This is a genomic window from Nonomuraea sp. bgisy101 (assembly GCF_057708945.1).
Genome location: NZ_JBYITD010000020.1, coordinates 130525 through 153483, shown reverse-complemented (window position 1 = coordinate 153483; position 22959 = coordinate 130525). Strand labels below are relative to the sequence as shown.

Below are 22959 nucleotides of genomic sequence, written 5' to 3'. Positions count from 1 at the left end.
CAGGGGCGCCTCATCGGAGAGTCTTGAGCGTCCGCGCGAGATCGGCCCGGGAGCTCACCCCCAGCTTGGGGAAGATCCGGTGCAGGTGGGTGCCGACCGTGCGGTGAGAAAGGTACAGCCGTTGCCCGATCTCCCTGTTCGTCAGCCCCTCGGCGGCCAGCTGCGCGATGTTCAGCTCGTGCGGGGTGAGCTTGTCCCGCGCGTCCGGGTCCCGGTTCGGGCTCGCCTCCCCCGCACTGCGCAGCTCCAGCCGTGCGCGCTCGCCCCATGCGGCCATCCCGAGCGCGTCGAAGGTCTCCCTGGCCGTGCGCAGGTGCGTCCGGGATTCCGCGGCCCTGCGCTGCCGCCGCAGCCATTCGCCGAACGCCAGATGGAGGCGTCCGCGTTCGGCGGGCCACCCGGTCAGGTCCGCCCGCAGCGCGGCGGTGAACAGCTTCTCCGCCTCCTCGTTCGGGGCGAGCACGGCGCGCGCGTAGCGCAGCCCGATGTGCAGCGCCGGTGACGGCGTCGATGCGGCCAACGGCTCCAGGCCGTGCAGGATGTCCCGCATGGTGTCGGTCCGCCCGGCACGTACGGCGGCCTCGGTGAGCTCCGCGAGGCAGTAGGCACGGAGGGCCAGCTGGTAGGCGGGGTCCGAGGGGTCGAGGATCCTGCTCAGGGCGGCGAAGGCGTCGTCGAAGCGTGCCTCGCTCAAGGCCGCGAGCCCGCGCGCGAGCTGCACGGTGGCCAGGACGGGCCGGGCGCCGGCGGGAAGTGCGACCCGTTCGGCCTCGTCGGCGAGCGTTGTGGCCTGCCCGTGGTCGCCCCTCAACGCGGCGATCTCGGCCTGGACGGCCGTCGCCAGCCCGTACATGAACGGCTGCCCGGTCTCCTGGGCGAGCTTGGCGGCCTCTGCCGCGACAGGGACGGCCGCGGTCAGGTCACCGAGCCTGGCCCGGCTCCACGCCTGCACGGCCAGCGCCCGGGGAAGCAGCCCGAGCCGGCCCTGAGCACGCAGGCCGGGCGCGGCCGCCGCGGAGAAGCGGGCAGCCAGGTCGAACGCCCCGACCTGCAGGGCCGCGCTGCCCAGGTAGCGATCGATCTCCGGGGCGGCACCGGCCACGCCGGCCAGCTTGCGCAGCAGGTCGAGCGCGATGCCGCCCCGCTCGAACGGCGCGACGTACGCGGCGACCGCGACCATGCGCGGGTCGTCGGCAGGAACGGGCAGCCGATCGGCCACGCGCAGCAGCGAGCGGCGCGCGGCCGGACCAGGTTCGGACCAGAAGCAGCGCATGGCGGCGCCCCACAGGATCCGGACAGCCGGCTCCAGCTCCCCGTCGGCGGCCACCGAAGCGGCCAGCTCGGCCAGCTCTGACACGCGGGAGACGTCCTCACGCACCCCGTCCTCGAAGCCGCTGAGCAACCAGGCGCCAGCGGCCCGGCGGCGCGGCGAGAGTTCGAGGGCCTGTGCGTCGCGCACCAGACGCTCGGCCGTGGCGCGGCTGCCGGATTCGACCGCGAGCTCGGCCGCCTTCAGCAACCTGTGCGCCTTCCGGTCCTGCCCTTCGCTCAGTCGGGCCGCCTGCTCCAGCGCCGCGATCGCGGCGGCGACGCCGCCCCGGTGCCGGGCCCGGTCGGCCGCGCGGTCCAGCTCGGCCGCCACGCCCTCGTCGGCTCCGGCCGTCGCGGCGGCCCGGTGCCAGGCCCGCCGGTCCGGGTGTTCGTGCAGCGTCTCGGCGAGAGCCAGGTGGGCCTGCCGGCGTTCGGCGAGCGTCGATGCCGCCGCGATGGCCGACCGCATCAGGGGATGGCGGAACGTCACCGTGCCGATGGCGAGCTCGCGGAGCTCGATCAGCCGGGCCTCGGCGGCCGGTACGAGGATCTCCGGCTCGGCCGTCGACCCCAGGATCAGGCCCGTGGCCGCGAGCGTTTCGGAGACCGAATCGCTCTGTTGGAGCGCCGCGACCAGCAGGGCGGTGCGGGCCGGAGTCGGCAGGCCGGCGACCCGGGCGGTGAACGCCCGCTCAAGACGCTCGCTCAGCGGCAGCACCGGACCCAGCCCGCCCAGGCGATCGCTCAGCGACGGCACCGGCAGTGGGCCGTCGTGGTGTCCCAGGGCGGCCGGCAGTTCGGTCAGCGCCAGAGGGTTCCCGGCCGCCTCCTCCAGCAGCCGCATCCTGACCGTTGGAGTGAGGCCGGGGGCGATCGAGTCCAGGAGCTCGGTGGCGACCTCGTCGGAGAGCCTGTCAACGGGCATCGGGGACAGCCCGGCGTCCTGCACGTGCGAGCGCTCGCCTTCCCGGAGCGTCGCGACCATGACGATGGGCTCGGACTCGATCCGGCGCGCCACGAAGGCGAGGACGTCGACGCTGGCGCGATCGAGCCAGTGCACGTCCTCGGCGACGACCAGCAACGGCCGGACGGCGGCCGCCTCCGCCAGCAGGGTCAGCGTGGCCAGGCCTACGAGGTAGGCGCTGGGTTCGGCCGCTTCGGCGAGGCCCAACGCGCTGCGCAGGGCGTCACGCTGCGGGCCAGGCAGCGCGCCCACGCCCGCCCTGACCGGGTACAGCAGTTGGTGCAACCCGGCGTAGGCGAGGTTCCGCTCGGCCTCCACGCCGGTCGTCGTCAGCACGCGCAGGCCCGCGGCCGCCGCGGCGGAGGCGGCCTCCGCCACAAGCGCGGACTTCCCGATGCCGGCCTCTCCCCGGAGGAGAACGCCGCTGCCGTCTCCGGGGTCGTCGATGAGCTCGGCCAGGGCCTTCAGCTCGGCTTCCCGTCCGACAAGCGGCATGGTGCGGTACTCCTACCTCGGTGTCCTCGGCTGTCTCCCCCAGCCGTGCGCGCGTCCTGCCGCGACCCTACCGAAGTCGCCCGTCCACGCCGCTCACCCGCGGGTGGCCTGTCAAGCCCGCGCGTGCTCCGGTTCCGGTCTCCGCTTCGGCGAGCGCGGCGCGCCACGGCGTTGTCGTCCGAGGCCGCCCTCCGGCCCTCCGTCCCACTCGCGGCCCTGGCCGAGCTGCGCGAGGTCGTCGTCAAAAGCCCGCCAGGGCCCCGCCTGGTGCGCACCCCAGCTAGCATGGACCGGCAAGTCCAATCTGGAGGGCGATCATGCGCGCTCTGACCCGCAAGGGGGCCGCGACGCGGCAGCGCATTCTCGAGGGCGCGGCAGCGCACATCCGCGAGCACGGCGTGGCCGACATGACGCTCGACGACGTGCTGGCCAGGACGGCGACGAGCAAGAGCCAGCTTTTCCACTACTTCCCTGACGGCCGGGAGGAGCTGCTGCTGGCCGTGGCCCGCTTCGAGGCCGACCGGGTGCTGGAGGACCAGCGGCCCCAGCTCGACGACCTCACCTCGTGGCCCGCCTGGCAATCGTGGCGCGACAAGGTCGTCGACCGCTACCGGCGGCAGGGCCGCCTGTGCCCGCTCAACTCCGTGACGTCACAGCTGGGCAGCCGCACTCCCGGCGCCCAGGCTGTGGTCAGCGAGCTGATGCACCGCTGGCAGGCCGAGATCGCCGCCGGCGTACGGCACATGCAGGACGCCGGTGAGATCGACCCGGGCCTGGATGTCGACCGCGCGGCGGCGGCCCTGCTCGCCGGCATCCAGGGCGGTGTACTGATCCAGATGTCCACCGGCGAGACCGACCATCTGGAAGCCGCCCTGGACATGGGCATCGCCCACCTGCGCGCCGGCGGGCCTGCGTCGCCTTGACGGAACGCCGGGCGGCGGCGGGTCAGGCGACGGCGGTCGCCCGGATGGTGACCGGGATGTTGCCGCGAGTGGCCTTCGAGTAGGGGCACAGCTGGTGAGCGGCCGCGCCGAGCTCCTCGGCCGTCCGCTGGTCCACGCCGCCCAACTCGAGGTTGAGCACGGCGGCGAGGCCGAACTCGCCGTCGTCGCCGTGGCGCAGGGTCGCCTCGACCGTGATGCTCGTGCTCGTGAGCCTCACCTTGCGCTGCGCCGCCGCCCTTCTCACCGCGCCGAGGAAGCAGGCGCCCCAGCCGGCGGCGAACAGCTGCTCGGGGTTCGTGGCTCCCCCTGTCCCGCCCAGCTCCTTGGGGATGGCGAGGGTGGTGTCGAGGAGACCGTCGTCGGCGGCCACGCGGCCTCCGTTGCGACCCTCTCCTGTCACGGCGCGGTGTAGCTGGCAGCCATGGCAGTTCCTTCCGACGTGCGTCTCTCATTCCGGACGGGCACGCCGGTCAGCGTCACCCGTCTAACAGGTGACGACTTTCGCAGCATTGCCGTCACCTGTCAAGGCGGTGACTATTGGCTCATTTCTGGACTTGACAGTCCATTTTTTGTTTCGCAAGCTGACGAGTGCCCGTCCCCACCTCCTGGAATCCGCTTGCGAACGGAGCGACACCCTCATGTCCCTGGATCACTACTACCTGCTCGGACGTTCCGGACTGCGCGTCAGCCGGCTGGCACTGGGCACGATGAATTTCGGCACCGGCGGCTTCCACGCCGCGTACGGCAAGACCGAGGAGGAGGCTCGCCCGATCTTCCGTCGCTATCTCGAAGCGGGCGGGAACCTCATCGACACCGCGGACTTCTACACCGCCGGCGAGAGCGAGACCATCCTCGGCAACCTCATCGCGGAGGCCAAGGTGCGCGACAGGGTGGTGCTCACCACCAAGTTCACCAACAGTGTCGCCCCCGGAGATCCGAACGCAGGGGGCAACGGCCGCAAGCACATGATCAGAGCGGTCGAGGCGTCACTGCGCCGCCTGCGCACCGACCATCTCGACCTGTTCCTGCTGCACACCTGGGACCGGATCACTCCCGTCGAGGAGGTCGTGCGGACCTTCGACGACCTCACCAGAGCCGGCAAGATCCGCTACGCGGGCCTGTCCGACGTGCCCGGTTGGTACGCGGCGCGGGCCCAGACCCTTGCCGAGGCCCACTCCCTCGCACCGATGGTCAGCCTGCAACTGCCCTACTCCCTCATCGACCGGACGATCGAACTGGAGCACGTCGCCATGGGGCAGAGCCTGGGACTCGGCATCACCGCATGGAGCCCGCTCGGCGGCGGCTTCCTCACCGGCAAGTACCGGAGTGCCGACCAGGGCCTGACCGGAGACGGCCGGCTCAGCGGCGCGGGCTCCTCCGGGCGCTCGTGGACGGAGCGGGACTGGCGGCTGCTGGCGACGGTCGAGAGCGTCGCCGACAAGCTCGGCGTGACGATGGCCCAGGTCGCGCTCAACTGGGTCGCCACCCGGCCCGGTGTCGCCTCGGCGATCGTCGGGGCGAGCAGCGCGGAGCAACTCGCCGCCAACATGACGGCCCTCGACTTCGAGCTGCCGGCCGAGCTGCGCGCCGAGCTCGACGAGGCGAGTTCCGTGCCGCCCCTGTCGGTCTACCGGATGTTCACGCCTGGCTACCAGAGCCGGCTGGTCAGTCCGGGCGTCAAGGTCGGGGACAAGCCGGCCGGGTACGCCCCTGCCGTACGGAACTGGGCACCCGAAAGCAGCGGTTGACGGACGTCGCATGCTGGTCGTGCGGGTGGTCCGTCACTCGACCGTGGCTGCCACGAAGGTCGTCACGGCACGGGCGAAGGCGTCCGGCTCCTCGACGTGCCCGAGATCGGACGACGCCGGCGAGCCGGTCGGGGCGCGTCAGGGCGTAGTGCGGTGCGACGAAGCCGCCGTGGGAGTGGCCGAGCAGGTGGACGCGGGCCACGCCGAGGTGCCGGATCAGCCCGTCCAGGGCCTGCGCGTAGCGTTCGCGCGTGTAGCCGTGCGGATGCGCAGGCAGCCGGCCGGAGGCGCCCGTCCCGATCGGCTCGACGTACACCAGGGTCAGGAGCTCCTCTGCCGCAGGCATCCGCAGGTACTCCCACGACAGCCCCGGGCCGCCGGGGTGGGCCAGGCAGACCGGCCCGGTCCCTGCGACGTGGTAGCGCTGGGCGACGCGCCCGACGTCGACGGTGTGCGTGCCCGGCGACAGTGGGGTCGTGACGGCGGTGTTCATGTGTCTCCCTTGCGTACAGTCGATGATCGGAGCACGTTGAGGGTCCGGATCTCCGCTGGATGCCTGTTACGGGGTGTTCTGCTGTGCCAGGCCGCCGCAGGTGAAGCCTGCTTCACGCTCGGGATCGAGCTCGATCTGACCGAGGTTGGTGGTCTCCATCGGCCTTCGGAGGGTCTCCAGCTTGTCGCAGTCGTACAGGACGTACGTGCCGTCGCTCTCGCCCAGCAGCATCATCCAGCGGCCGTCGTAGAGCGGCTTGTCGTCCTCGGCGCTTTTGATCACCGCCCACTGGTCCTGGAAGCCGACGGCGTTCAGCAGTTCGTTGGCCTGGCCGCTGTTCTGGACCTCGATCGCGCCCTCGACGAGCCCCAGGATGAGCAGGAAGCCCAGGCCAACCCCGGTCATGCCACCAACGATCACCTTCGTCCCTGCGCGCCCGACCGGCTTGCGACGCAACAGCCGGAACGGAACCAGGAAGGCCAGCACGCCGAGCCCCACCGCGACGACCACCATGAAGAACAGATCCAGCTCTCCGAAAAGGCGAAAAATGCCCCAGTACGTCGCCCCGCACCACAGCGCCGCCAGCGCCGCGACGATCCAAGGCCGTTCCCGGATCCTCCGTACGAGCCTGCTTCCCGCCCCCCGGGTCATCCTGTCGGCCAGCCAGCACAGGCAGACGACGACGCCGAGCAGCGGGAGGGCGACCAGCAGGAGCAGAACCAGGGTGCTCGTCATACGGCCGAGCAGCACCGCCTGATCGACGCCCACCTGCTGCGGGTTGACACCGAAGACGGCGTACATCTGCTCGATGCCGATGTAGAGGACCGCGTAGAGCGCCACCGCGATCGGCACGACGACGGATCCGATGCGTTCGAGCAGTTCCAGGACACCGCCACCGTCCTCCCGCGACACGGGGGTGTGGTCATCCGGAAGTGCCGGTGTCTTCGGCGTTTCGAGGGATATCGGGTGACTCGACATGGCGCACGACCATAGGGGCCGCCCTCCTGCGAAACGTTGACGACGCGTATGCGCCGTGGCCGGACATGTATACGCGTCGTCGACCGTTCGTATGCGGGCGGTGTCTAGGGTCGCACCGGGGCGGGCTTGCCTGAGGCCGGACCCGCCCGGCCGCACCGTACATCGGTGTCCAACCGGGATCCGGGCACACCGCTGGTCCATTTTTCTACCGTGAGCTTGGCGGACAACGGCTCCGGCCTGATCGCCATACCTGAGGAAGTGAGGGAAGCGTGGAGTCGCTCGTCTCGACAATGGTGGGCCGGGATGGCGTCCATGAAGAACTGTCCGCGTTCATGACGGCCACCGGAGGGCAGGCCCTCATCCTCAGGGGCGAGACCGGGGTCGGCAAGAGCGCCCTGCTCGACCACGTGGCCGGCCTCGCGGCCCCGGAGAACCACCGGGTGATCCGCGCCGCCGGGGTCGAGGCGGAGGCGGAGCTGCCCTTCGCCGGCCTGCACCAGCTGCTGTACTCGCTGCTGCCCCGCTCGGCCGAGCTCGACGAGGGCCACCGTGCCGTCTTCGACGTCGTCTTCGGGCTGCGCGAGGGCAAGGCGCCGTCGGTCATGTCCCTCGGCATCGCCGTCCTCGACCTGCTGTCCTTGGCGGCGTCGGAGAAACCGCTGCTGCTGTTGCTCGACGACGGCCAGTGGATGGACGCCTCCAGCGCCGAGGTGTGCGGGTTCGTGGGGCGCCGGCTCACCGGCAGCTCCGTGAAGATGCTCATCGCCGTACGGTCCGACGTCGGCTCGCGGTTCGACACGGCCGCGCTTCCCGAGCTCCCGGTGGCGGCCCTGTCGGAGGAGGCCGCCGGACACCTGCTGGACCTGCGCCATCCGCAGCTCGACACGCAGGCCCGGCGCATCGTCCTGGAGCACGCCATGGGCAACCCCCTGGCGCTTTTGGAGCTGCCCGCCTACCTGAACGGCGGCCACAACGGTCGCACGGCCGAGGAACTCCTCGGATTCGGCAACATCCCGCTCTCGCGCCGTCTGCAGCACGTCTACGGCATCCGCATCGAGCGCATGGCCGGGCCCGTACGCGAGGAACTGCTGCGCGGCGCCCTCGACGGCGTCGGGGCCGGACCGGGCGGCAACCGCGCTCCCAGCGCCCGCTACCGCATGCGCCAGGCCGACGAAGCGGTCGCGGCGGGCCTCCTGGACATCGACCCCGCCACCGGCGACCTCGTCTTCCGGCACCCGCTGATCCGCACGACCGTCGTTCAGCTGGCGACTCCCAACCAGCGCCGCGCGGCACACGCCGAGCTCGCAGGGGTGCATCGCCACGACGTCGAGCGGCGCGCCCGCCACCTGGCGGCCTCGATCGTGGATCCCGACGAGGAGGTGGCGGCCGCGCTGGAGGCCGCGGCCGACTCGGCGACCCGGCGCGGCGGCGCGGTCGCGGCCGTGGCCTGGCTGACCCGCGCGGCCGAACTGAGCGAGAGCCCCGCTGACCGCTCCAGGCGGCTCGGCGACGCCGCCTTCATCGCCGGGCAGGCCGCGCTCCTGGACCAGGCGCAGAAACTCGTCCGCTCGGACCTGCTGCCGGGCGCGAGCGAGTCCCCCGCCACGGTCGTCACCTCCGCCTACGTGGCCCTGTACGAAGACGGCGACGTACGCTCCGCGCATCGCCACGTCGCGGCGGCGATCGAGAGCCTGCGAAAGGGCAGCGCCCACGAGCCGGCCGAAGTACTCACCCGGCTGGTGAACGTGCTGCTGGCCATCAGCCAGTACGCCGGCGACGCCGCGCTGTGGGATCGCACCGAGCAGCTCATGGACTCTCTGGGGGACCGGGTCGACACCCGCTCGGCGATCTACCGCGACGCGTGGAGCGACGTCGTCCGGCACGGCGCGGGCGTGCACGAGCGCGTCGAGCGCGCCTTCGCCGATGTCTCGGAGCTGGAACCGTGGGACGTCTCGCGCCTGGCCGTCGCCGCCTACCACATCGACACGCTGAGCCAGTACCGCCCCTACCTGCAGCGGGCCGTCGACCGCGAGGTGGAGACCGGCGCCGTGGCCAGCGGCATGACCATGCTGCACCTGATCATGCTCGACCAGCTTGCCGCCGGCGAGTGGGACGACGCCGAACGGACGGGGCAACGCGCGCTGGAGCTGACCACCTCACACGGAAACGCGCTGTTCACCCACCACACCCGCGCCTACCTGGGGCTCCTGGCCGCCATGCGCGGACAGGTCGAACGGGCCCGGGAGTCGCAGGCCGTTCTGGACGCCTGGGCCCGCCCGCGCGGCGTGGGATTTCTGACCCAGATCGCCGACGCCATCGGCACGGCGGCGGCCCTGAGCGAGGGCGACTACGAAGCCGCCTACCTGTACGCCATCGGCATCACGCCGCCGGGATCGTTCGAGCGCTGCGCCCACCAGGCCTCACGCACACTGCTCGACCTGGTCGAGGCCGCCGTGCACACCGGGCGCATGGAGCAGGCCCGACGGCACGCCCAGGCCGCCTCCGACGCCGGCCTGCCCGGCGTCTCCCCCCGGCTGGCCCTCATCACGTACGGCGCCCTGGCGATGACGACCACCGACGAGAAGGAGGCCGAGTACATGTACGCGCGGGCCGAGGCCCACCCGGCCGGAGCCTCCTTCCCGTTCGAGCTGGCGCGCATCCGCCTGGCCCACGGCGTCCGGCTCAGGCACACCCAGGGGCCCAAGGCCGCGCGGCCCGTCCTGGTCCGGGCCGCCGAGTCCTTCGAACGGCTCGGCGCAACAGGCTGGGGCGAACGCGCCCAGGCCGAGCTGCGCGCCTCAGGGGCGCCCGCCCGGGCCTCGCTGTCATACCTGACCGCGCTGACCTGGCAGGAGCGCCGCATCGCCGAGCTGGCCGCAAGCGGTCTGACGAACAAGGAGATCGGCGAACGCATGCACCTGTCCCCGCGCACCGTCAGCTCCCACCTCTACCGCGTCTTCCCGAAACTGGGCATCACCTCGCGCGCCGCACTGCGCGACGCGCTGGGCAAGGCCGGCGACGGCGGCGACGCGTGAGCCCCTTCACCACGTCGACGGGTCGGCGCGCACCCCTCGCTCGGCGAGCCAGACCAGCACGTGGTCGGCGACCGCCCGCCACCCGCTGTCGACGACCAGCGAATGGGCCCGGTCAGGGAACTGCTTGAGGCTGCTGGTGGCCGTCGAGTCGCCGTACAACTTGTACACGGCCCGGGTGACCTGGTCGGGCACCAGCCGGTCCTCCTGCCCCGAGATCAGCAGCAGCGGGCCGCGGCCGGTGTTGCCATGGTCCACGACCGCCCGCGGGTGCCGTACGGCGCCGCCGTGTCCCAGCTCGGCCAGCAGCCGGCGCGGCCCGGGAACGACGTGACGTTCGAACAGCTCAGCCGACTCCTGCTCGGTGACCGCGTTGGCGAACAGCCGCCGGAACCTCCCGGCGTCCATCGACACCGGCCACGGCTCCCCAAGCTCCGGGGAGGTCGCGTGCTCGACCGGGGTGGGAGCGATGGCGACCGCGGCACGGCCCGCGTTCGTGCCGAGGAGGTGCTGCGCGATGAGCCCGCCCACCGAGTGGCCGACGATCACGGGTGGCGTGTCGAAGGAACGGACGATGCGCGCGTAGTGATCCGTGAGCGCGTCGAGCCCCAGCTCGTGAAGCGTCTCGGGACGCCGGCGGGCCTCGCCCACCGTGGCGGGCTCTCCCGGCCAGCCCGGCGCGCAGACGGCGAAACCGAGACGGGAGAAGCGCTCGTTCCACGACTCCCACGACGACGCGTGGAGCCACGCGCCATGGATGAAGACGACGGGAGTGGGGTTCACGGATCCTCCGGAAAGGCTCAGAGCCAGGTCTGATCAAGGATTGTCCGGATGCGCCTGAGCGGGAACAGTCGAATGACTCAATGTTCCTGCCCGCACCGCGTCCCTGGTCCGGCGCGGTCTGCCAGGACGCCGTGGGTTTCGCGAGGCCGGCACGGCTGCCGTTCGCCGTGTCTCGCCGTCATCTGACTGATGTGTCGGATTCCCCCGCCCGAAACAGTAAGAAATGCCGCATTTCTAGTGACACGACATGGAGGACTCCACATGATCAACAGGCGCACCTTCGGCAAGGCCGTCGGTTTGGCCGCCGGCGCGACCGTCGCCTCGCTGGCGGGCTTGCAGGCGTTCCCCGCCGCATCCGCCACCACGCGTGGGGCCGCCCCGACGTTGCCGGCGGTCACCCCCGGCACGCACACGTCCTTCGCCTCGCTGAAGCAGGTCAAGGCCGGACCGCTGGACATCGGTTACGCCGAGGCGGGACCGGCCCGCGGGCCCGCGGTCATCTGCCTGCACGGCTGGCCGTACGACATCCACAGCTTCGTCGACGTCGCTCCACTGCTGGCGGCGCAGGGCTACCGGGTGATCGTTCCCTACCTGCGCGGTCACGGCACGACGCGGTTCCTGTCCTCGAAGACGTTCCGCAATGCCCAGCAGTCGGCGATCGCACTCGACATCATCGCTCTGATGGACGCCCTCAAGATCGACAAGGCGGTTCTCGCCGGCTTCGACTGGGGGTCGAGGACCGCCGACATCATCGCGGCCCTGTGGCCGCAGCGGTGCAAGGCCCTGGTGTCGGTGAGCGGCTACCTCATCACGAACCGCGAGGCCAACCTCGAGCCGCTGCCGCCGAAGGCCGAATACGCCTGGTGGTACCAGTACTACTTCGCCACCGAGCGGGGCCGGAAGGCCATGGAGAACAAGGACAAGCGCCACGACCTGACCCGGCTCGTCTGGGACACCGTCTCCCCGACGTGGGACTTCGACGACGCCACCTTCGAGCGCACGGCCGCGGCCTTCGACAACCCCGACTACGCCGCCATCGTGATCCACAACTACCGGTGGCGGCTGAGCCTGGCCGACGGGGAGCGCCGTTACGACGGGCTGGAGAAGCGGCTCGCCGTACGGCCGGCCATCACGGTGCCGACCATCACCCTGGACGCCGAGCGCGACCCCTTCACGGCACCGCCGGGCGACGGCTCGTCGTACCGCAGCATGTTCACCGGCGCCTACGAACACCGCACCCTGGAGGGCATCGGCCACAACCTGCCGCAGGAGGCGCCCACGGCCTTCGCCCAGGCCGTCGTCGACGTGGACCACTTCTGACGAACCTGCGACACCGAGACAGCCTGCCGGATGCGATCCGGCAGGCTGTCGGTGTGTTCGTGCTCGTGTCGAGCTCGGAGTGCCGTCAGACGGTCTGCGTCCGCGGCCGGCGGGCACGCCAGGCCAGCAGCCCGGCCTGGATGATGAAGAACACGCCGCCGCCTGTGGCGTAGACCGACAGCACGTCGAGCGAGGCGTCGTCCCCGGCGGCCTGGATGTTGTAGAAGACGCCCACGAGGAACGACAGACCGCCCGCGATCAGCATCGGCCACTGCCGGCCCAGCTCCGGGCCGCGCCGCCGCAGCCCGACCAGCACCTGCGCCGCGCCGGAGACGACGGCCCAGGCGCCGAACACGTGCAGCACCGCCGCCACCCCGCCCGCCCCCGCCAGGCCGACGCCGACGGCGGCCAGGGTGCTGAGCACCCCGTTGAACAGCGTCAGGCGACGCTCCGATCCGTCCGGCAGCGCACGCAGCTCGATCAGCGACGACACCGCGTCGATCAGCGGGTAGACGACCAGCAGGGTGATCGCGAGGGCGTCAATGGGGTCGTGCGCCACGGCGAACGCGGCGGCCCACGCCACGGCCAGCACTCCACGGCCCAGGTACAGCTTCAGCAGGGATGACGCATTCATGATGGGGCCTTTCGAGAATTCAGTGCCGGGCTGTGACGCAGGAGTAGCTGCCGGCGTCGGCCGGGTCGCCATGGCCGGTGTAGCGGGAGACGTACGGGTACCGGCACAACTCGCGCGTCACCGTCTTGCCGGAGGAGTCCTTGATGGCGGCGCTCAGCGTCTGCGGGGCCTTGCCCTGTTCGACCCAGGCCGTCAGAGCGCCGAGGGCGTCGGTGGGCTTCGGGCCGGTGCTCGTGTCGCCGGCGCAGTGGTCGACGCCCGGCGCCAGGAACAGCCGGTAGAAGTCGTCGACCTTGCCCGCACCGCCCATGGCCCGCTCCACGCGCCGGCGGTAGTCCACGGTGCCCTGGGCGGGAATCAGCTGGTCGGCCTGCCCATGCCAGGTGAGGAGCTTGCCGCCGGACCTGCGGAACGCCGACAGGTCAGGGTCGTCGGTGCCGATGATCGTGTCGTACTCGGTCTGGGACTGCTCGAACAGCTTGACGAACTCGGCGTAGGTGATCGTCGAGAGGTCGTAGGAGGGCTGCCGCTTCAGGAAGGTCGAGACCCAGATGGCCGGGACGGGGAACGGCGCGCCCACGCGCTTGCCGTCCGCGTCGATGCGGGTGCCGGCGAGGTCGAAGCCGGCTCCGATCGGGATGCCGGACCACAACTTCGTACCCGACGGGGTGCGCGGACCGGCCCAGATCTTGCGTACGACGGCGGCGTCGGCCGCGGTGATGGTCTCCTGCTCGCCGCCACATTCGACGCTCTTGCCGATGAGCTGCCGCGGGTCGAACGCGCACGTGGCGGGGTCGCCGATCAGCCCGTCGGGGGCGCCGTCGAGCGGGTCGCAGGCCTTGACGGCGGCCTCCTTGAAGGCGTTGAACTCACAAGGGGAGGGGAAGGTGTTCTCCTCGTTCATCACCACCTGCGGCCACAGGGTCGCGACCTCGAACTCGTCCCAGTTGATCGCCGGAGCGGTGGCCAGGATGCCGTCGAAGTCGCCAGGGTGGCGCTGGGCCTCCATGTAGCCCTGGCGGCCGCCGGTCGAGCAGCCGTTCCAGTACGAGTAGGAGACAGGCCTGCCGTAGACCTCGTTGACGACCTGCTTGCCGACGACCGCCATCTCGTGCTGGGAGCGGTCGGCGAAGTTCTTCAGCAGCGCCGTGTCGACCTCGCCGTCACTGTTCAGGGCCCAGCTGGTGTCCAGGTACGTGCCGACACCGGCGTCGGTGGTCGCGGCGGCGTAGCCGCTCTTGATCGCGCCGGCCAGGCCCGCGCCGTAGTCGCCGGCGGCGAAGGCGCTGCCGCCCACCGCCTGGAAACGGCCGGTCCAACCCGTCTCGGGCAGCCAGACCCGCACCTTGGCGTGGTCGCCGACGCCCGGGTGGGTGAGCGTGACAGTGACATCGCAGTAGGCCGGCACGTCCGGGATCTTCACCACTTCGGTGAACGGCGGCACGGGCTGGACGGTCACGGTGCCCGCCTCCCGGCTCACCGCCGTCACGGACTCCACCGAGGTGCCGGCCGGGGCGTTCACGGAGATGGACGAGCACGTGAACGGGGCGGCGGCGGCGCTCGCGGTACCGGCCGAGGCCGCGGCCGGCAGGCACACCGCCGCCGCCAGCGGCACTCCGGCCGCGAAGATGATCAGAAGGCGTTTCATGACGTTCCTCTCCCGGGTCGTCAGCTGTTGCGGTGCGTCTCACTGTCGTTCGCGGCCGACGCCGGCACATCAGTCAGTTGACGGTCAGCACCGGCGAGCCGCTCCGGGCGCAACGTCACGGACGTCGCGGCGCAGGTCAGCGGGCCACATGCGGAGACATGCGCGCAGCTCGCGGCCCACGGCTGAGCGGTGCCGCCCGTGCTCACGTCACAGACTGAAGAGTCGAATGGCTTAACGCGCTGGGGCGCGCACACCCGTACACGACCGCCGCGCAAGGCCGGGCGTCCCGCCGACCAGCACCGTTGTGGCACCGAACCACGGCCAGGCCGACCCGCCGTGACTGACCGTCAAGTGACGGATGTGACCGCGGTCCTTCCCGGACAACAGTGATGGCGCCAGATCTCTGAAGCCTCCTGAAAGGGGAATGTCGTGGTCAGCATCAAGGGTGTGCGCCGCCGACGGCTAGCGATGGGCGCCCTGTCGACGCTCGCGATCGGCCTCCTCGCCACCGCCGCCACGCCCGCCTTCGGCGCCGACAAGGCCGCCAAGCCGACCATCGTGCTGGAGCACGGCGCGTTCGCCGACGCCTCCAGCTGGAACGCGGTGATCGAAGAGCTGCGCGCGAACGGCTACCCCGTCGTCGCCGCGGCCAACCCGCTGCGCGGACCGGCCAATGACGCGGCCGCACTCCGCAGCGTCCTCGACCACGTCGCCGGACCCAAGATCCTCGTCGGGCACTCCTACGGCGGCTCGGTCATCAGCGTCGCCGGTGCGAACGACCCCCAGGTCAAGGCCCTCGTGTACGTCGCAGCCTTCCTGCCCGCCCTCGGCGAGACCGCCCTGGAGCTGACGAACAAGTACCCCGGTTCCACGCTGCCCGGCGCCCTCGACCCCACCCCCTTCACCCTCCCGGACGGCACCGCCGGAACCGACCTGTACATCAAGCCCGGCACGTTCCACCGGCAGTTCGCCGCCGACGTACCGGCCGGCACCGCGGCCCTCATGGCCGCCACCCAGCGGCCCATCGCCCAGTCCGCCCTGGAGGAGAAGACCGGGGCCGCCGCCTGGAAGGACAAGCCCACCTGGGCCGTCATCACGACCCAGGACCTCAACATCCCCGTCGAAGTCCAGCGCTACATGGCCAAACGCGCCCACGCGCACTCCATCGAGGTACGCGCCTCCCACTCCGTCGCCGTCTCCCAGCCCAAGACCGTGGCCGGCGTCATCGAGAAGGCCGCACGAGCCACCCGATAGCACCGAACCGAAAGAGAGATCATCACCATGGACATGAAGCTCGAAGTCGTCGTCCTGCCCGTGTCCGACGTCGATCGTGCCAAGGACTTCTACACCCGGCAGCTGAACTTCCGTCTCGACGCGGACTTCCCCATCAACGACAGTTACCGGATCATTCAGGTCACTCCCCCCGGCTCCGCCTGCTCGATCATCTTCGGCGACGGGCTCACCGACGCCGAACCCGGAACGGCCCAGGGACTGCACCTGATCGTGTCCGACATCGAGCAGGCCCACAAGGAACTGGCCGGCCGCGGCGTCGACGTCACCGGCCCGTTCCACGACGCCACCGGCGCCTTCCACCAGGCCGGCGAGACCGGCCGCGTCATGGGCCCGCACCCGCAGCGTGCCAGCTACGGCTCCTTCGCCTCGTTCGCCGACCCCGACGGCAACCGCTGGTTCCTGCAGGAGATCACCCAACGGCTGCCCGGCCGCTGACCAGCGGCATCCCCGAGACACGGCCACACCATGGAGGACCAGTGACCACCGAAGACACCCGCACCTATGACGTGGTCGTGATCGGGGCCGGCCCGGTCGGCGAGAACGTCGCCGACCGGACCACCGCCGCCGGGCTGAGCACCGTCATCGTGGAAAGCGAGCTCGTCGGCGGCGAATGCTCATACTGGGCGTGCGAACCGAGCAAGGCCCTGCTGCGGCCCGCGCTCCTGCGTGCCGACGCCGGCCGGGTACCTGGCCTGAACCCGGCCGCCGCCGGACGCCTGGACGCCGCCGCCGTACTGGCCCATCGCGACCGCATGGCCGCCCACTGGAACGACGACGGCCAGGTCGAATGGCTCAAGACGGCCGGCATCGACCTCCAACGCGGCCATGGACGGCTCGACGGGCCGCGACGCGTGGCCGTGGCCACCCCCGACGGCGGCACCGTCCACCTGCGGGCCAGGCACGCCGTGGCCGTGTGCACCGGCAGCGGCGCCGCCCTCCCCGACCTGCCCTGGCTCGCCGCCCTGCGCCCCTGGACCAGCCGCGAAGCCGCCAGCGCCCCGCAGCCGCCCGGACGACTCGTCATCGTCGGCGCAGGCGTCGTGGCCACCGAGATGGCCACCGCCTGGCAGGCCCTCGGCACCGAGGTCACGCTCCTCGCCCGCGGCGCCCGCCTGCTGCCGCAGATGGAACCCTTCGCCGGCGAACTCGTCGCCGACCGCCTGCGCGAAGCGGGTACCGACCTGCGGTTCGGGGTGACCGTCGCCACCGCTGCCCGTACGGGCGGCGAGGTCCGCCTCACCCTTTCCGACGGCGGCAGGCTCACCGCGGACGAGGTTCTCTTCGCCACCGGCCGCGCACCCCGAACCGGCGACATCGGCCTCGAAACCGTCGGCCTGACCCCCGGGGGCTGGCTCACCACCGACGACACCCTCACCGTCACCGCCGCCCCCGGCGACTGGCTCTACGCCGCCGGCGACGTCAACCGGCGGGCCCTGCTCACCCACCAGGGCAAGTACCAGGCCCGCATCGCCGGCGCCGTCATCGCCGCCCGAGCCCTCGGCATCCCGCTCGACACCGGACGCTGGGGCCCCCACGCCGGCACCGCCGACGTCGCGGCCGTCCCTCAGGTCGTCTTCACCGACCCCGAGATCGCCAGTGTCGGCCTCACCAGCATCGAGGCCCGGCGCACCGGCCGCCGCGTGCACGTCGTCGACTACGATCTCGGCCACGTCGCCGGCGCCCTCCAGCACGACCCGGACTACCGCGGCAGAGCCCGCGCCCTCATCGACCCCGAGCGCCGCACCGTCGTCGGCGCCACCTTCGCCGGACCGGGCGTCGCCGAGCTCCTCCACTCCGCCACCGTGTCGATCATCGGCGAAACCCCCATCGAACGCCTCTGGCACGCCGTACCGCCCTTTCCCACCATCAGCGAGGTGTGGCTGCGGCTGCTCGAGACGTACCGGGACCAGCACGGCCAGGGGAACGGAAACCCATGAAAGAGGCTGCCGTACCTTCGGCGGCCATGAGCGCGGACCGGATGATCAACTGTGCGGTTCGCGTGGCAGGGGGCTCCCCGGGTGACGGGAACCCGGGGCGATAACATCGCGATCGTGGCGGACTGGGAGCTTCGACCGGCTTCGGCGGCGGACGTCGAGGCGGTGGCCGAGTTGCGGGCCGTCGTGCTCAGACCGGATCTCGAGCGGCTCGGGCGGTACGACGAGCTGCGTGTGCGACAGCGGCTGCGTGACGGGTTCGCACCGGCGCACACCTGGATGATCCAGGTGGGTGGAGCCTCGGCGGGCTGCGTGGCGCTGCGGCCGGCGCAGGACACCTACTGGCTGGAGCACTTCTACCTGGACCCGGATTCGCAGGGCCTGGGCATCGGTTCTGCTGTGCTGAGCAGGTTGCTGGAACGGTGCGACCACGAAGACGCCGTGGTTCGCCTGAACGTGCTGCAGGGCAGTTCGGCCCGCCGGCTGTACGAGCGGCACGGGTTCACGGTCGAAACCGAGGACGAGATCGACATCTTCATGGTGCGCCACCCGTCTTCGGTTGGTGGCTGAGGGGTTTCACACCGCCACCCCTGTGGGCGGACCTCGGAGGGGCGTCTTTCTGGTGAATGTCATACCGTCGACGATCGCATGCGGGAAACAGACCCCCGGCCGGCGGGCTTCAGGAGCCGAGGTTGCGGTGGAGGAAGTCGGCGGTGGCCCGAACGGCCTGGGTGACGTACGGTTCCACGTCGTACAGATCGATGTGCCGGTCGGTGTCCAGCCAGACGATCTCCTTGTCACCAGGTGCGCGCTCGTGAAGCTCCCTGGCCAGGTCAGGCGAGCAGTAGGCGTCGGTCCTGCCGTGGACGACCAGGAGCGGGGTGGCGGCCAGGAGGTCCGCCGCGCCCATGGCGTCGAAGGTCATCAGCGAGTGGAGAGACCCTCTGGTGACTTCGTTGCGCCAGTACGGCGAGGCGGACCGGGCGGTGCCGTAGTAGGCGTACGGCTCGTCGCCTCCCATGGCGGCCTCACCGTTGTCGGGCGCCACGGCGGGCAGGCACTCGTCGTAGCGATCCAGGAAGCCGGAGAGCGCGGACCTGTAGGCGTCGACGCCCATGCTCCGCGCCATGTGAACCGGGCTGTTGTAGGCGCCCGCGATTCCGGCCACCGCCCTGATCCGGGGGTCGGTGGCGGCGGCCCGCACCGCGTAGCCGGCGCCGAGGCATACTCCGACGACACCGATCCGGTCCGGGTCGACCTCGGGCCGGCCGGCCAGCGCACCCACCGCGGCTCTCAGGTCGGCCAGTTTGCCCTGGCTGTCCTCATGCCGGCGGCGTCCGCCGCTCTCCCCGAATCCCCGGTGGTCGAAGGCGAGGGTGGCCAGCCCTGCCCGGGCGAGCAGCTCGGCGTAGGTGCCGACGACCTGTTCCTTCACTCCGGTGAAGGGGCCGGTGAGCGCCACTGCCGGCACAGCGCCTGCCCCTTCCGGAATCCGGAGCTCGCCTACCAGCTCGATGTCTTCGCTGCGGAACGTGATCCGCTGGGCTTTGACGGATGTCATGAACTCTCTCCAGGTGCCGACATGGCGATCATCGTGGTGACGCGGCGAGTTCGGCGGCGACGCGGCGCCCCCGCGGCCAGGCGCCGGACCGCCTCGCGGTACATGCGCAGGTACTGTCGCTGCCGGATGAGCATGCCGACATCGCCGGGCGCGCCGTGACCGGGGTACAGCGGGACTCCTGCCAGCTCGCCCGTCAGGCGATCGAGTGCGGTCGGCCACGCGCCCGAGTGACCGTCCGCGGTGTAGGGGGTGCACGCCGTCGAAGGCCAGGTCCCCGTTGAAGGCGATCCGCTCGCCGTCGGATTCGACGAGCACGACGCCGTCCGCCGTCTCCAGGAGGTAGCTGTTGACGAAGATTCCGGGCTCTGCCGCCGTGTACCTGTGAACCATAAGCTTTGTCACGAACGGGACACTAGGCACCCCGATCTTTGTCGGCCAGAAGGCACTTTGAGGTGCCCCTGCGAGCGGGAGACCCATGGCACTGGTGATACCGGACGTGCTGGAAGAAGGCTGCACGACCCGGCAGGCGCTGGAGCGGTTGGCCGCCAAGTGGCGGGTCCTGCTGATCTACGCGCTGCTGGCGGGGCCTCAGCGCCATGCCGAGCTGCGCCGCAGGCTGCCCGGCATCACGCAGAAGGTCCTGACCGAGACTCTTCGGGGCATGGAAGGCGACGGGCTGGTCGAACGGAGAGTGCTCAAGGACACCGCTCCCCAGCATGTCGAGTACGCCCTGACTCCCCTCGGCGCCACGCTGCAGGAGCCGCTGTCGGCGATCTGCGCCTGGGCGGCGGACCAGAGTCAGCCACGGCGTCCACCGCCACAGGATCATTCGGCCACTGGTCCTTTGATCAGCCGCAGTGCCCCCAGTCACTGATCCAGGAGCTGTCGCCGTACGCGCCGCCCCACTGAATGCAACGGCCTTGGGCGTCGACCTTCACCGGCCCCGCGTAGTACTTGTAGTTGCCGGGGTCGACCCTGAAATACATGCTGCTGTGACGCAGCCGGGCTTCCACGTACGCGGTGTTGCCCGTGGCTCCCGTCTTCCAGGTCACCACGCAGTTGGTGGTGCCGTTGTAGAGCAGGTAGATGGTTGCGCTGGAGCCGAAGTCGTGGCTGTCGATGACGTGGTACGAACCGCCACCGCAGGCTTCGATGGGGGAAGACGCCGCCGCGGCGGGGCCGCTGGTGGCGATCATGCCGGTCAACGCCGCGACCAGGCCGAGCGTTACGACAGCCGACTTTTTGATCTTGTTCATGTCAGGTGTGATCCTCTCGTGCGACAGACGATGCCGATGGCGAATTGATCAACATGCCAAAGGTGTAGATGCCGGAAACGGCCATCGTGTTGCGTGGGATAGATCACACTGAAAGACCGTCCCACTCTTCCGCGGGCGGGTGGGGCAGAATGCCGACCCATGAGGGACAGACCGGCGGGCCTGGCGGAGGTCGAGCTGTTCGCGGCACTGGCCGAAGGCTGGGGCATCGAGGTTCGGTCGGCGGAGTACCTCCCTGTGGGCGCGGGCAGCTACCACTGGTCGGTGGCCGATCAGCGCGGGACGGCGTGGTTCGTCAAGATCGACGACCTCGGCGTCGAGGACTCCGGGCGCGAGGAGGAGTTCGACCGGCTCGGCCGGTCGTACGGCGCCGCGCTGGCCCTGCGCGAGGACGCCGGGCTCGACTTCGTTCTCGCACCCGTCCCGACCGCGACGGGCACGGTGGTGCGGCGGCTCGGCTCGCGGTACGCCCTCTCGGTGTTCCCGATGGTGGCGGGTGTCGCAGGGGAGTTCGGCGCGCACCGGCCCGAGGACCAGGTCGAGGTGGTGGACCTGCTGGCCGCGCTGCACGAGGCGACGCCGGTCGTGGCGGGCACCGCGCCGCGGGCCGACCTGGTGCTGCCTGGCAGGGACCGGCTGGATGCGGCGCTGCGGGACCTCGACAGGGAGTGGACAGGCGGCCCGTACGGCGAGCGGGCCCGCAAGCTGCTGTCCGTCCACGCCGGGCACGTCGAGCGGTGGCTCGCCGACTTCGACCGGCGGGTGGACCGGGTACGGGAGGCCCCGGCGGACTGGGTGGTCACGCATGGCGAGCCGCACCCGGGCAACCTGATGCGCACTCCTGCCGGGCTGCGCCTCATCGACTGGGACACCGTGCGGATCGCCCCGCCGGAACGGGACCTGTGGATGCTGACCGGCGGCCTGGCGGACATGCTCGGCGAGAGCCCGGCCTCAGGTGTCGAGGAGGTGCTCGACCGCTACGCCAGGGCCACCGGCCGGACCGTCTCGCCGGACGGCCTGGCCCTCTATCCCCTCTGGTGGAAGCTCGCCGACATCGCCGTCTACGTCGACGAACTGCGCCGGCCGCATGGCACCGGTGCGGACATCACCGCGTCGTTGACCTATCTCACCGGCAATCTCGAATCCAGCTACCGCGAATAGGGGGCGGCGCGCGTGGCGTCCCTGGGATCGGCAGCGCCTCCGGTCGGCGGGGACTCGTCCCGCGGCTCGTACCACGCCCGATACCGCGTACGGCCGATCGCACTGCACACAGTTGCGAGCATCTGGAGGGCAAGCCACACGTACACGTGGAACATGGGCCACGGATGCCTGTTGGCGTCGACGATGAGGACGAAGTAGCAGCCCGATGCGAACCAGCCGATACAGAGGAACAAGGATGTTCGAGACGCCTTGTACCAGGCGGACCGCCGATACCTCGCCATGTTCATACGCGGACTGTCGCATGAATCGTGTCATCCCGACAGGGATCTCTCCAACGGGCCGGGTGCGTGGCGGAAGTCGCGGGACACCCGGCGGTCGAGGGGGCGGAGGTCAGTGGGCGGCGACCGCGTCGAGCGTGCGCAGCGCCTGCTCGGGCAGTTCGATGGCGGCCGTCGCGATGTTCTCGTGGAGGTGGGCGACCGACGAGGTGCCGGGGATGAGCAGGATCGCCGGGGAGCGGTGCAGCAGCCAGGCCAGCGCCGCCTGCCGGGCCGTGATGCCCAGGTCGCGGGCGACCCCGTCGAGGGCGTCCGCCTGCAGGGGGCGGAAGCCTCCCAGCGGGTAGTACGGCACGTAGGCGATGCCCTGTTCGGCGCACCAGTCGACGAGCGCGTCGTCGGAGCGGAAGGCGACGTTGTAGTAGTTCTGGACGGCGACCACCGGGGCGATCGTCCGGGCGACCCTGACCTGCTCGGCGCTGACGTTGCTGACGCCGAGGTGCCGGATCAGGCCTTGGTCGCGTAGTTCGGCGAGCACGGTGAAGGGCTCGACGATGTCGGCGGCGGCCAGGGTGTCGGTCATGCGCAGGTTGACCAGGTCGAGCACCGGCACGTCGAGGCGCTTGAGGTTGTCGTGGACGGCCTGGACCAGCTCGCCGCGTGACAGGGCGGCGGGCCAGGCGCGGTCGGGGGTACGGCGGGCGCCGACCTTGGTGGCGATGCGCAGGTGCTCGGGGTAGGGGTGCAGGGCCTCGCGGACGAGGTCGTTGACGATGTGCGGGCCGTAGTAGTCGCTGGTGTCGATGTGGGTGATCCCCGCGTCGACGGCGGCGCGCAGGACGGCCAGGGCCTCGTCCCTGTCGCGGGGCGGCCCCCAGACCTTCGGGCCTGCCAGTTGCATCGCGCCGTAGCCGATCCGGGTGAGGACCAGGTCGTCGTCGAGGCGCAGCGTCCCGCCGAGGGGGCTCCTGGTGACTGTGTGCTCGTGTTCCGCTCGCATGGATCAAGGGTGCGTCTAAGGCGTCTCCCTCGGCATCGGGCGCATGACCTATCCCGGAGCTCGCAGCCGCGATCGCAGCCAGGTGACGAGCCGCGTGCCGGGGTCGGA

The 22959-nt window shown here is 71.1% G+C and carries 20 protein-coding genes; 10 read left to right on the top strand and 10 right to left on the bottom strand.

The window, feature by feature from the left end; genetic code table 11:
- Positions 1-10: 10 nt before the first annotated feature.
- Positions 11-2770 carry an ATP-binding protein gene (locus AC3EO4_RS33255; RefSeq protein ID WP_431899321.1) on the bottom strand — a complete coding sequence of 920 codons (2760 nt, stop codon included), beginning with the start codon at positions 2768-2770 and terminating at the stop codon, positions 11-13.
- A 317-nt stretch (positions 2771-3087) separates the two neighbouring features.
- Between AC3EO4_RS33255 and AC3EO4_RS33250 the strand changes: the two genes are divergently transcribed.
- Positions 3088-3693 (top strand): TetR/AcrR family transcriptional regulator, encoded by a 606-nt coding sequence (locus AC3EO4_RS33250; RefSeq protein WP_431899319.1) that lies wholly within the window; start codon positions 3088-3090, stop codon positions 3691-3693.
- 22 nt (positions 3694-3715) lie between these two features.
- Here AC3EO4_RS33250 and AC3EO4_RS33245 read toward each other — a convergent pair whose 3' ends face one another.
- Positions 3716-4114 carry an Ohr family peroxiredoxin gene (locus AC3EO4_RS33245; RefSeq protein WP_431899317.1) on the bottom strand — a complete coding sequence of 133 codons (399 nt, stop codon included), beginning with the start codon at positions 4112-4114 and terminating at the stop codon, positions 3716-3718.
- Positions 4115-4352: 238 nt separating this feature from the next.
- Here AC3EO4_RS33245 and AC3EO4_RS33240 point away from each other — a divergent pair, with 238 nt between their 5' ends.
- Complete coding sequence (locus tag AC3EO4_RS33240) at positions 4353-5462, top strand: aldo/keto reductase (RefSeq protein ID WP_431899316.1); 1110 nt, start codon at positions 4353-4355, stop codon at positions 5460-5462.
- Here the strand turns inward: AC3EO4_RS33240 and AC3EO4_RS33235 are convergent.
- Complete coding sequence (locus AC3EO4_RS33235) at positions 5392-5955, bottom strand: alpha/beta fold hydrolase (RefSeq protein ID WP_431899315.1); 564 nt, start codon at positions 5953-5955, stop codon at positions 5392-5394. The two genes, AC3EO4_RS33240 and AC3EO4_RS33235, sit on opposite strands and share 71 nt — an antisense overlap.
- Positions 5956-6021: 66 nt before the next feature.
- The gene (locus tag AC3EO4_RS33230; protein ID WP_379569476.1) at positions 6022-6867 is read right to left on the bottom strand and encodes a hypothetical protein; all 846 of its coding nucleotides are present in this window, start codon (positions 6865-6867) and stop codon (positions 6022-6024) included.
- A 335-nt stretch (positions 6868-7202) separates the two neighbouring features.
- On the opposite strand from AC3EO4_RS33230, the gene AC3EO4_RS33225 reads away from it, so the two are divergent.
- Positions 7203-9968, top strand: coding sequence for a helix-turn-helix transcriptional regulator (locus AC3EO4_RS33225; protein WP_431899313.1), 2766 nt, complete (start codon positions 7203-7205; stop codon positions 9966-9968).
- 6 nt (positions 9969-9974) lie between these two features.
- Here AC3EO4_RS33225 and AC3EO4_RS33220 read toward each other — a convergent pair whose 3' ends face one another.
- The gene (locus AC3EO4_RS33220; protein WP_431899312.1) at positions 9975-10748 is read right to left on the bottom strand and encodes an alpha/beta hydrolase; all 774 of its coding nucleotides are present in this window, start codon (positions 10746-10748) and stop codon (positions 9975-9977) included.
- A gap of 261 nt (positions 10749-11009) precedes the next feature.
- Here AC3EO4_RS33220 and AC3EO4_RS33215 point away from each other — a divergent pair, with 261 nt between their 5' ends.
- Positions 11010-12068, top strand: a complete 1059-nt coding sequence (locus AC3EO4_RS33215; protein ID WP_379569480.1) for an alpha/beta fold hydrolase — start codon at positions 11010-11012, stop codon at positions 12066-12068.
- 85 nt (positions 12069-12153) lie between these two features.
- Here the strand turns inward: AC3EO4_RS33215 and AC3EO4_RS33210 are convergent, their stop codons facing one another.
- Entirely contained in the window at positions 12154-12702 is a 549-nt protein-coding gene (locus AC3EO4_RS33210) for a DUF308 domain-containing protein (protein WP_379569482.1), read from the bottom strand.
- Positions 12703-12721: 19 nt separating this feature from the next.
- Positions 12722-14350, bottom strand: coding sequence for a tannase/feruloyl esterase family alpha/beta hydrolase (locus tag AC3EO4_RS33205; RefSeq protein WP_431899310.1), 1629 nt, complete (start codon positions 14348-14350; stop codon positions 12722-12724).
- A gap of 429 nt (positions 14351-14779) precedes the next feature.
- Between AC3EO4_RS33205 and AC3EO4_RS33200 the strand changes: the two genes are divergently transcribed.
- From AC3EO4_RS33200 to AC3EO4_RS33185, 4 genes are read left to right on the top strand one after another with little or no spacing between them, the layout of a single operon-like run.
- Positions 14780-15604: an alpha/beta fold hydrolase gene (locus AC3EO4_RS33200; RefSeq protein ID WP_379569486.1), complete on the top strand. Its 825-nt coding sequence runs from the start codon at positions 14780-14782 to the stop codon at positions 15602-15604.
- A gap of 33 nt (positions 15605-15637) precedes the next feature.
- Positions 15638-16078 carry a VOC family protein gene (locus AC3EO4_RS33195; RefSeq protein ID WP_379569488.1) on the top strand — a complete coding sequence of 147 codons (441 nt, stop codon included), beginning with the start codon at positions 15638-15640 and terminating at the stop codon, positions 16076-16078.
- 41 nt (positions 16079-16119) lie between these two features.
- Positions 16120-17580, top strand: a complete 1461-nt coding sequence (locus tag AC3EO4_RS33190; protein WP_379569490.1) for a dihydrolipoyl dehydrogenase family protein — start codon at positions 16120-16122, stop codon at positions 17578-17580.
- Positions 17581-17631: 51 nt separating this feature from the next.
- Complete coding sequence (locus tag AC3EO4_RS33185; RefSeq protein WP_379569492.1) at positions 17632-18147, top strand: GNAT family N-acetyltransferase; 516 nt, start codon at positions 17632-17634, stop codon at positions 18145-18147.
- Between the two features lie 109 nt (positions 18148-18256).
- Here the strand turns inward: AC3EO4_RS33185 and AC3EO4_RS33180 are convergent, their stop codons facing one another.
- Complete coding sequence (locus AC3EO4_RS33180; protein ID WP_431899307.1) at positions 18257-19138, bottom strand: alpha/beta hydrolase; 882 nt, start codon at positions 19136-19138, stop codon at positions 18257-18259.
- Between the two features lie 475 nt (positions 19139-19613).
- Between AC3EO4_RS33180 and AC3EO4_RS33175 the strand changes: the two genes are divergently transcribed.
- Positions 19614-20012 carry a winged helix-turn-helix transcriptional regulator gene (locus tag AC3EO4_RS33175; protein ID WP_379569496.1) on the top strand — a complete coding sequence of 133 codons (399 nt, stop codon included), beginning with the start codon at positions 19614-19616 and terminating at the stop codon, positions 20010-20012.
- On the opposite strand, the gene AC3EO4_RS33170 is transcribed toward AC3EO4_RS33175, so the two are convergent.
- A complete protein-coding gene (locus AC3EO4_RS33170) occupies positions 19987-20394 on the bottom strand; it encodes a spore-associated protein A (protein WP_379569498.1) in 408 nt (135 codons plus the stop codon). The two genes, AC3EO4_RS33175 and AC3EO4_RS33170, sit on opposite strands and share 26 nt — an antisense overlap.
- A gap of 159 nt (positions 20395-20553) precedes the next feature.
- Here AC3EO4_RS33170 and AC3EO4_RS33165 point away from each other — a divergent pair, with 159 nt between their 5' ends.
- A complete protein-coding gene (locus AC3EO4_RS33165; protein ID WP_379569500.1) occupies positions 20554-21573 on the top strand; it encodes a phosphotransferase in 1020 nt (339 codons plus the stop codon).
- Positions 21574-21963: 390 nt separating this feature from the next.
- Here the strand turns inward: AC3EO4_RS33165 and AC3EO4_RS33160 are convergent, their stop codons facing one another.
- A complete protein-coding gene (locus AC3EO4_RS33160) occupies positions 21964-22851 on the bottom strand; it encodes an oxidoreductase (protein ID WP_431899305.1) in 888 nt (295 codons plus the stop codon).
- Between the last annotated feature and the right edge of the window lie 108 nt (positions 22852-22959).

Coding starts and splice junctions, on each gene's coding strand:
- AC3EO4_RS33255 (WP_431899321.1), bottom strand. CDS start 2,770: ATGCCGCTTGTCGGACGGGAAGCCGAGCTGAAGGCCCTGGCCGAGCTC.
- AC3EO4_RS33250 (WP_431899319.1), top strand. CDS start 3,088: ATGCGCGCTCTGACCCGCAAGGGGGCCGCGACGCGGCAGCGCATTCTC.
- AC3EO4_RS33240 (WP_431899316.1), top strand. CDS start 4,353: ATGTCCCTGGATCACTACTACCTGCTCGGACGTTCCGGACTGCGCGTC.
- AC3EO4_RS33235 (WP_431899315.1), bottom strand. CDS start 5,955: ATGAACACCGCCGTCACGACCCCACTGTCGCCGGGCACGCACACCGTC.
- AC3EO4_RS33215 (WP_379569480.1), top strand. CDS start 11,010: ATGATCAACAGGCGCACCTTCGGCAAGGCCGTCGGTTTGGCCGCCGGC.
- AC3EO4_RS33210 (WP_379569482.1), bottom strand. CDS start 12,702: ATGAATGCGTCATCCCTGCTGAAGCTGTACCTGGGCCGTGGAGTGCTG.
- AC3EO4_RS33205 (WP_431899310.1), bottom strand. CDS start 14,350: ATGAAACGCCTTCTGATCATCTTCGCGGCCGGAGTGCCGCTGGCGGCG.
- AC3EO4_RS33195 (WP_379569488.1), top strand. CDS start 15,638: ATGAAGCTCGAAGTCGTCGTCCTGCCCGTGTCCGACGTCGATCGTGCC.
- AC3EO4_RS33180 (WP_431899307.1), bottom strand. CDS start 19,138: ATGACATCCGTCAAAGCCCAGCGGATCACGTTCCGCAGCGAAGACATC.
- AC3EO4_RS33175 (WP_379569496.1), top strand. CDS start 19,614: ATGGCACTGGTGATACCGGACGTGCTGGAAGAAGGCTGCACGACCCGG.
- AC3EO4_RS33170 (WP_379569498.1), bottom strand. CDS start 20,394: ATGAACAAGATCAAAAAGTCGGCTGTCGTAACGCTCGGCCTGGTCGCG.
- AC3EO4_RS33165 (WP_379569500.1), top strand. CDS start 20,554: ATGAGGGACAGACCGGCGGGCCTGGCGGAGGTCGAGCTGTTCGCGGCA.
- AC3EO4_RS33160 (WP_431899305.1), bottom strand. CDS start 22,851: ATGCGAGCGGAACACGAGCACACAGTCACCAGGAGCCCCCTCGGCGGG.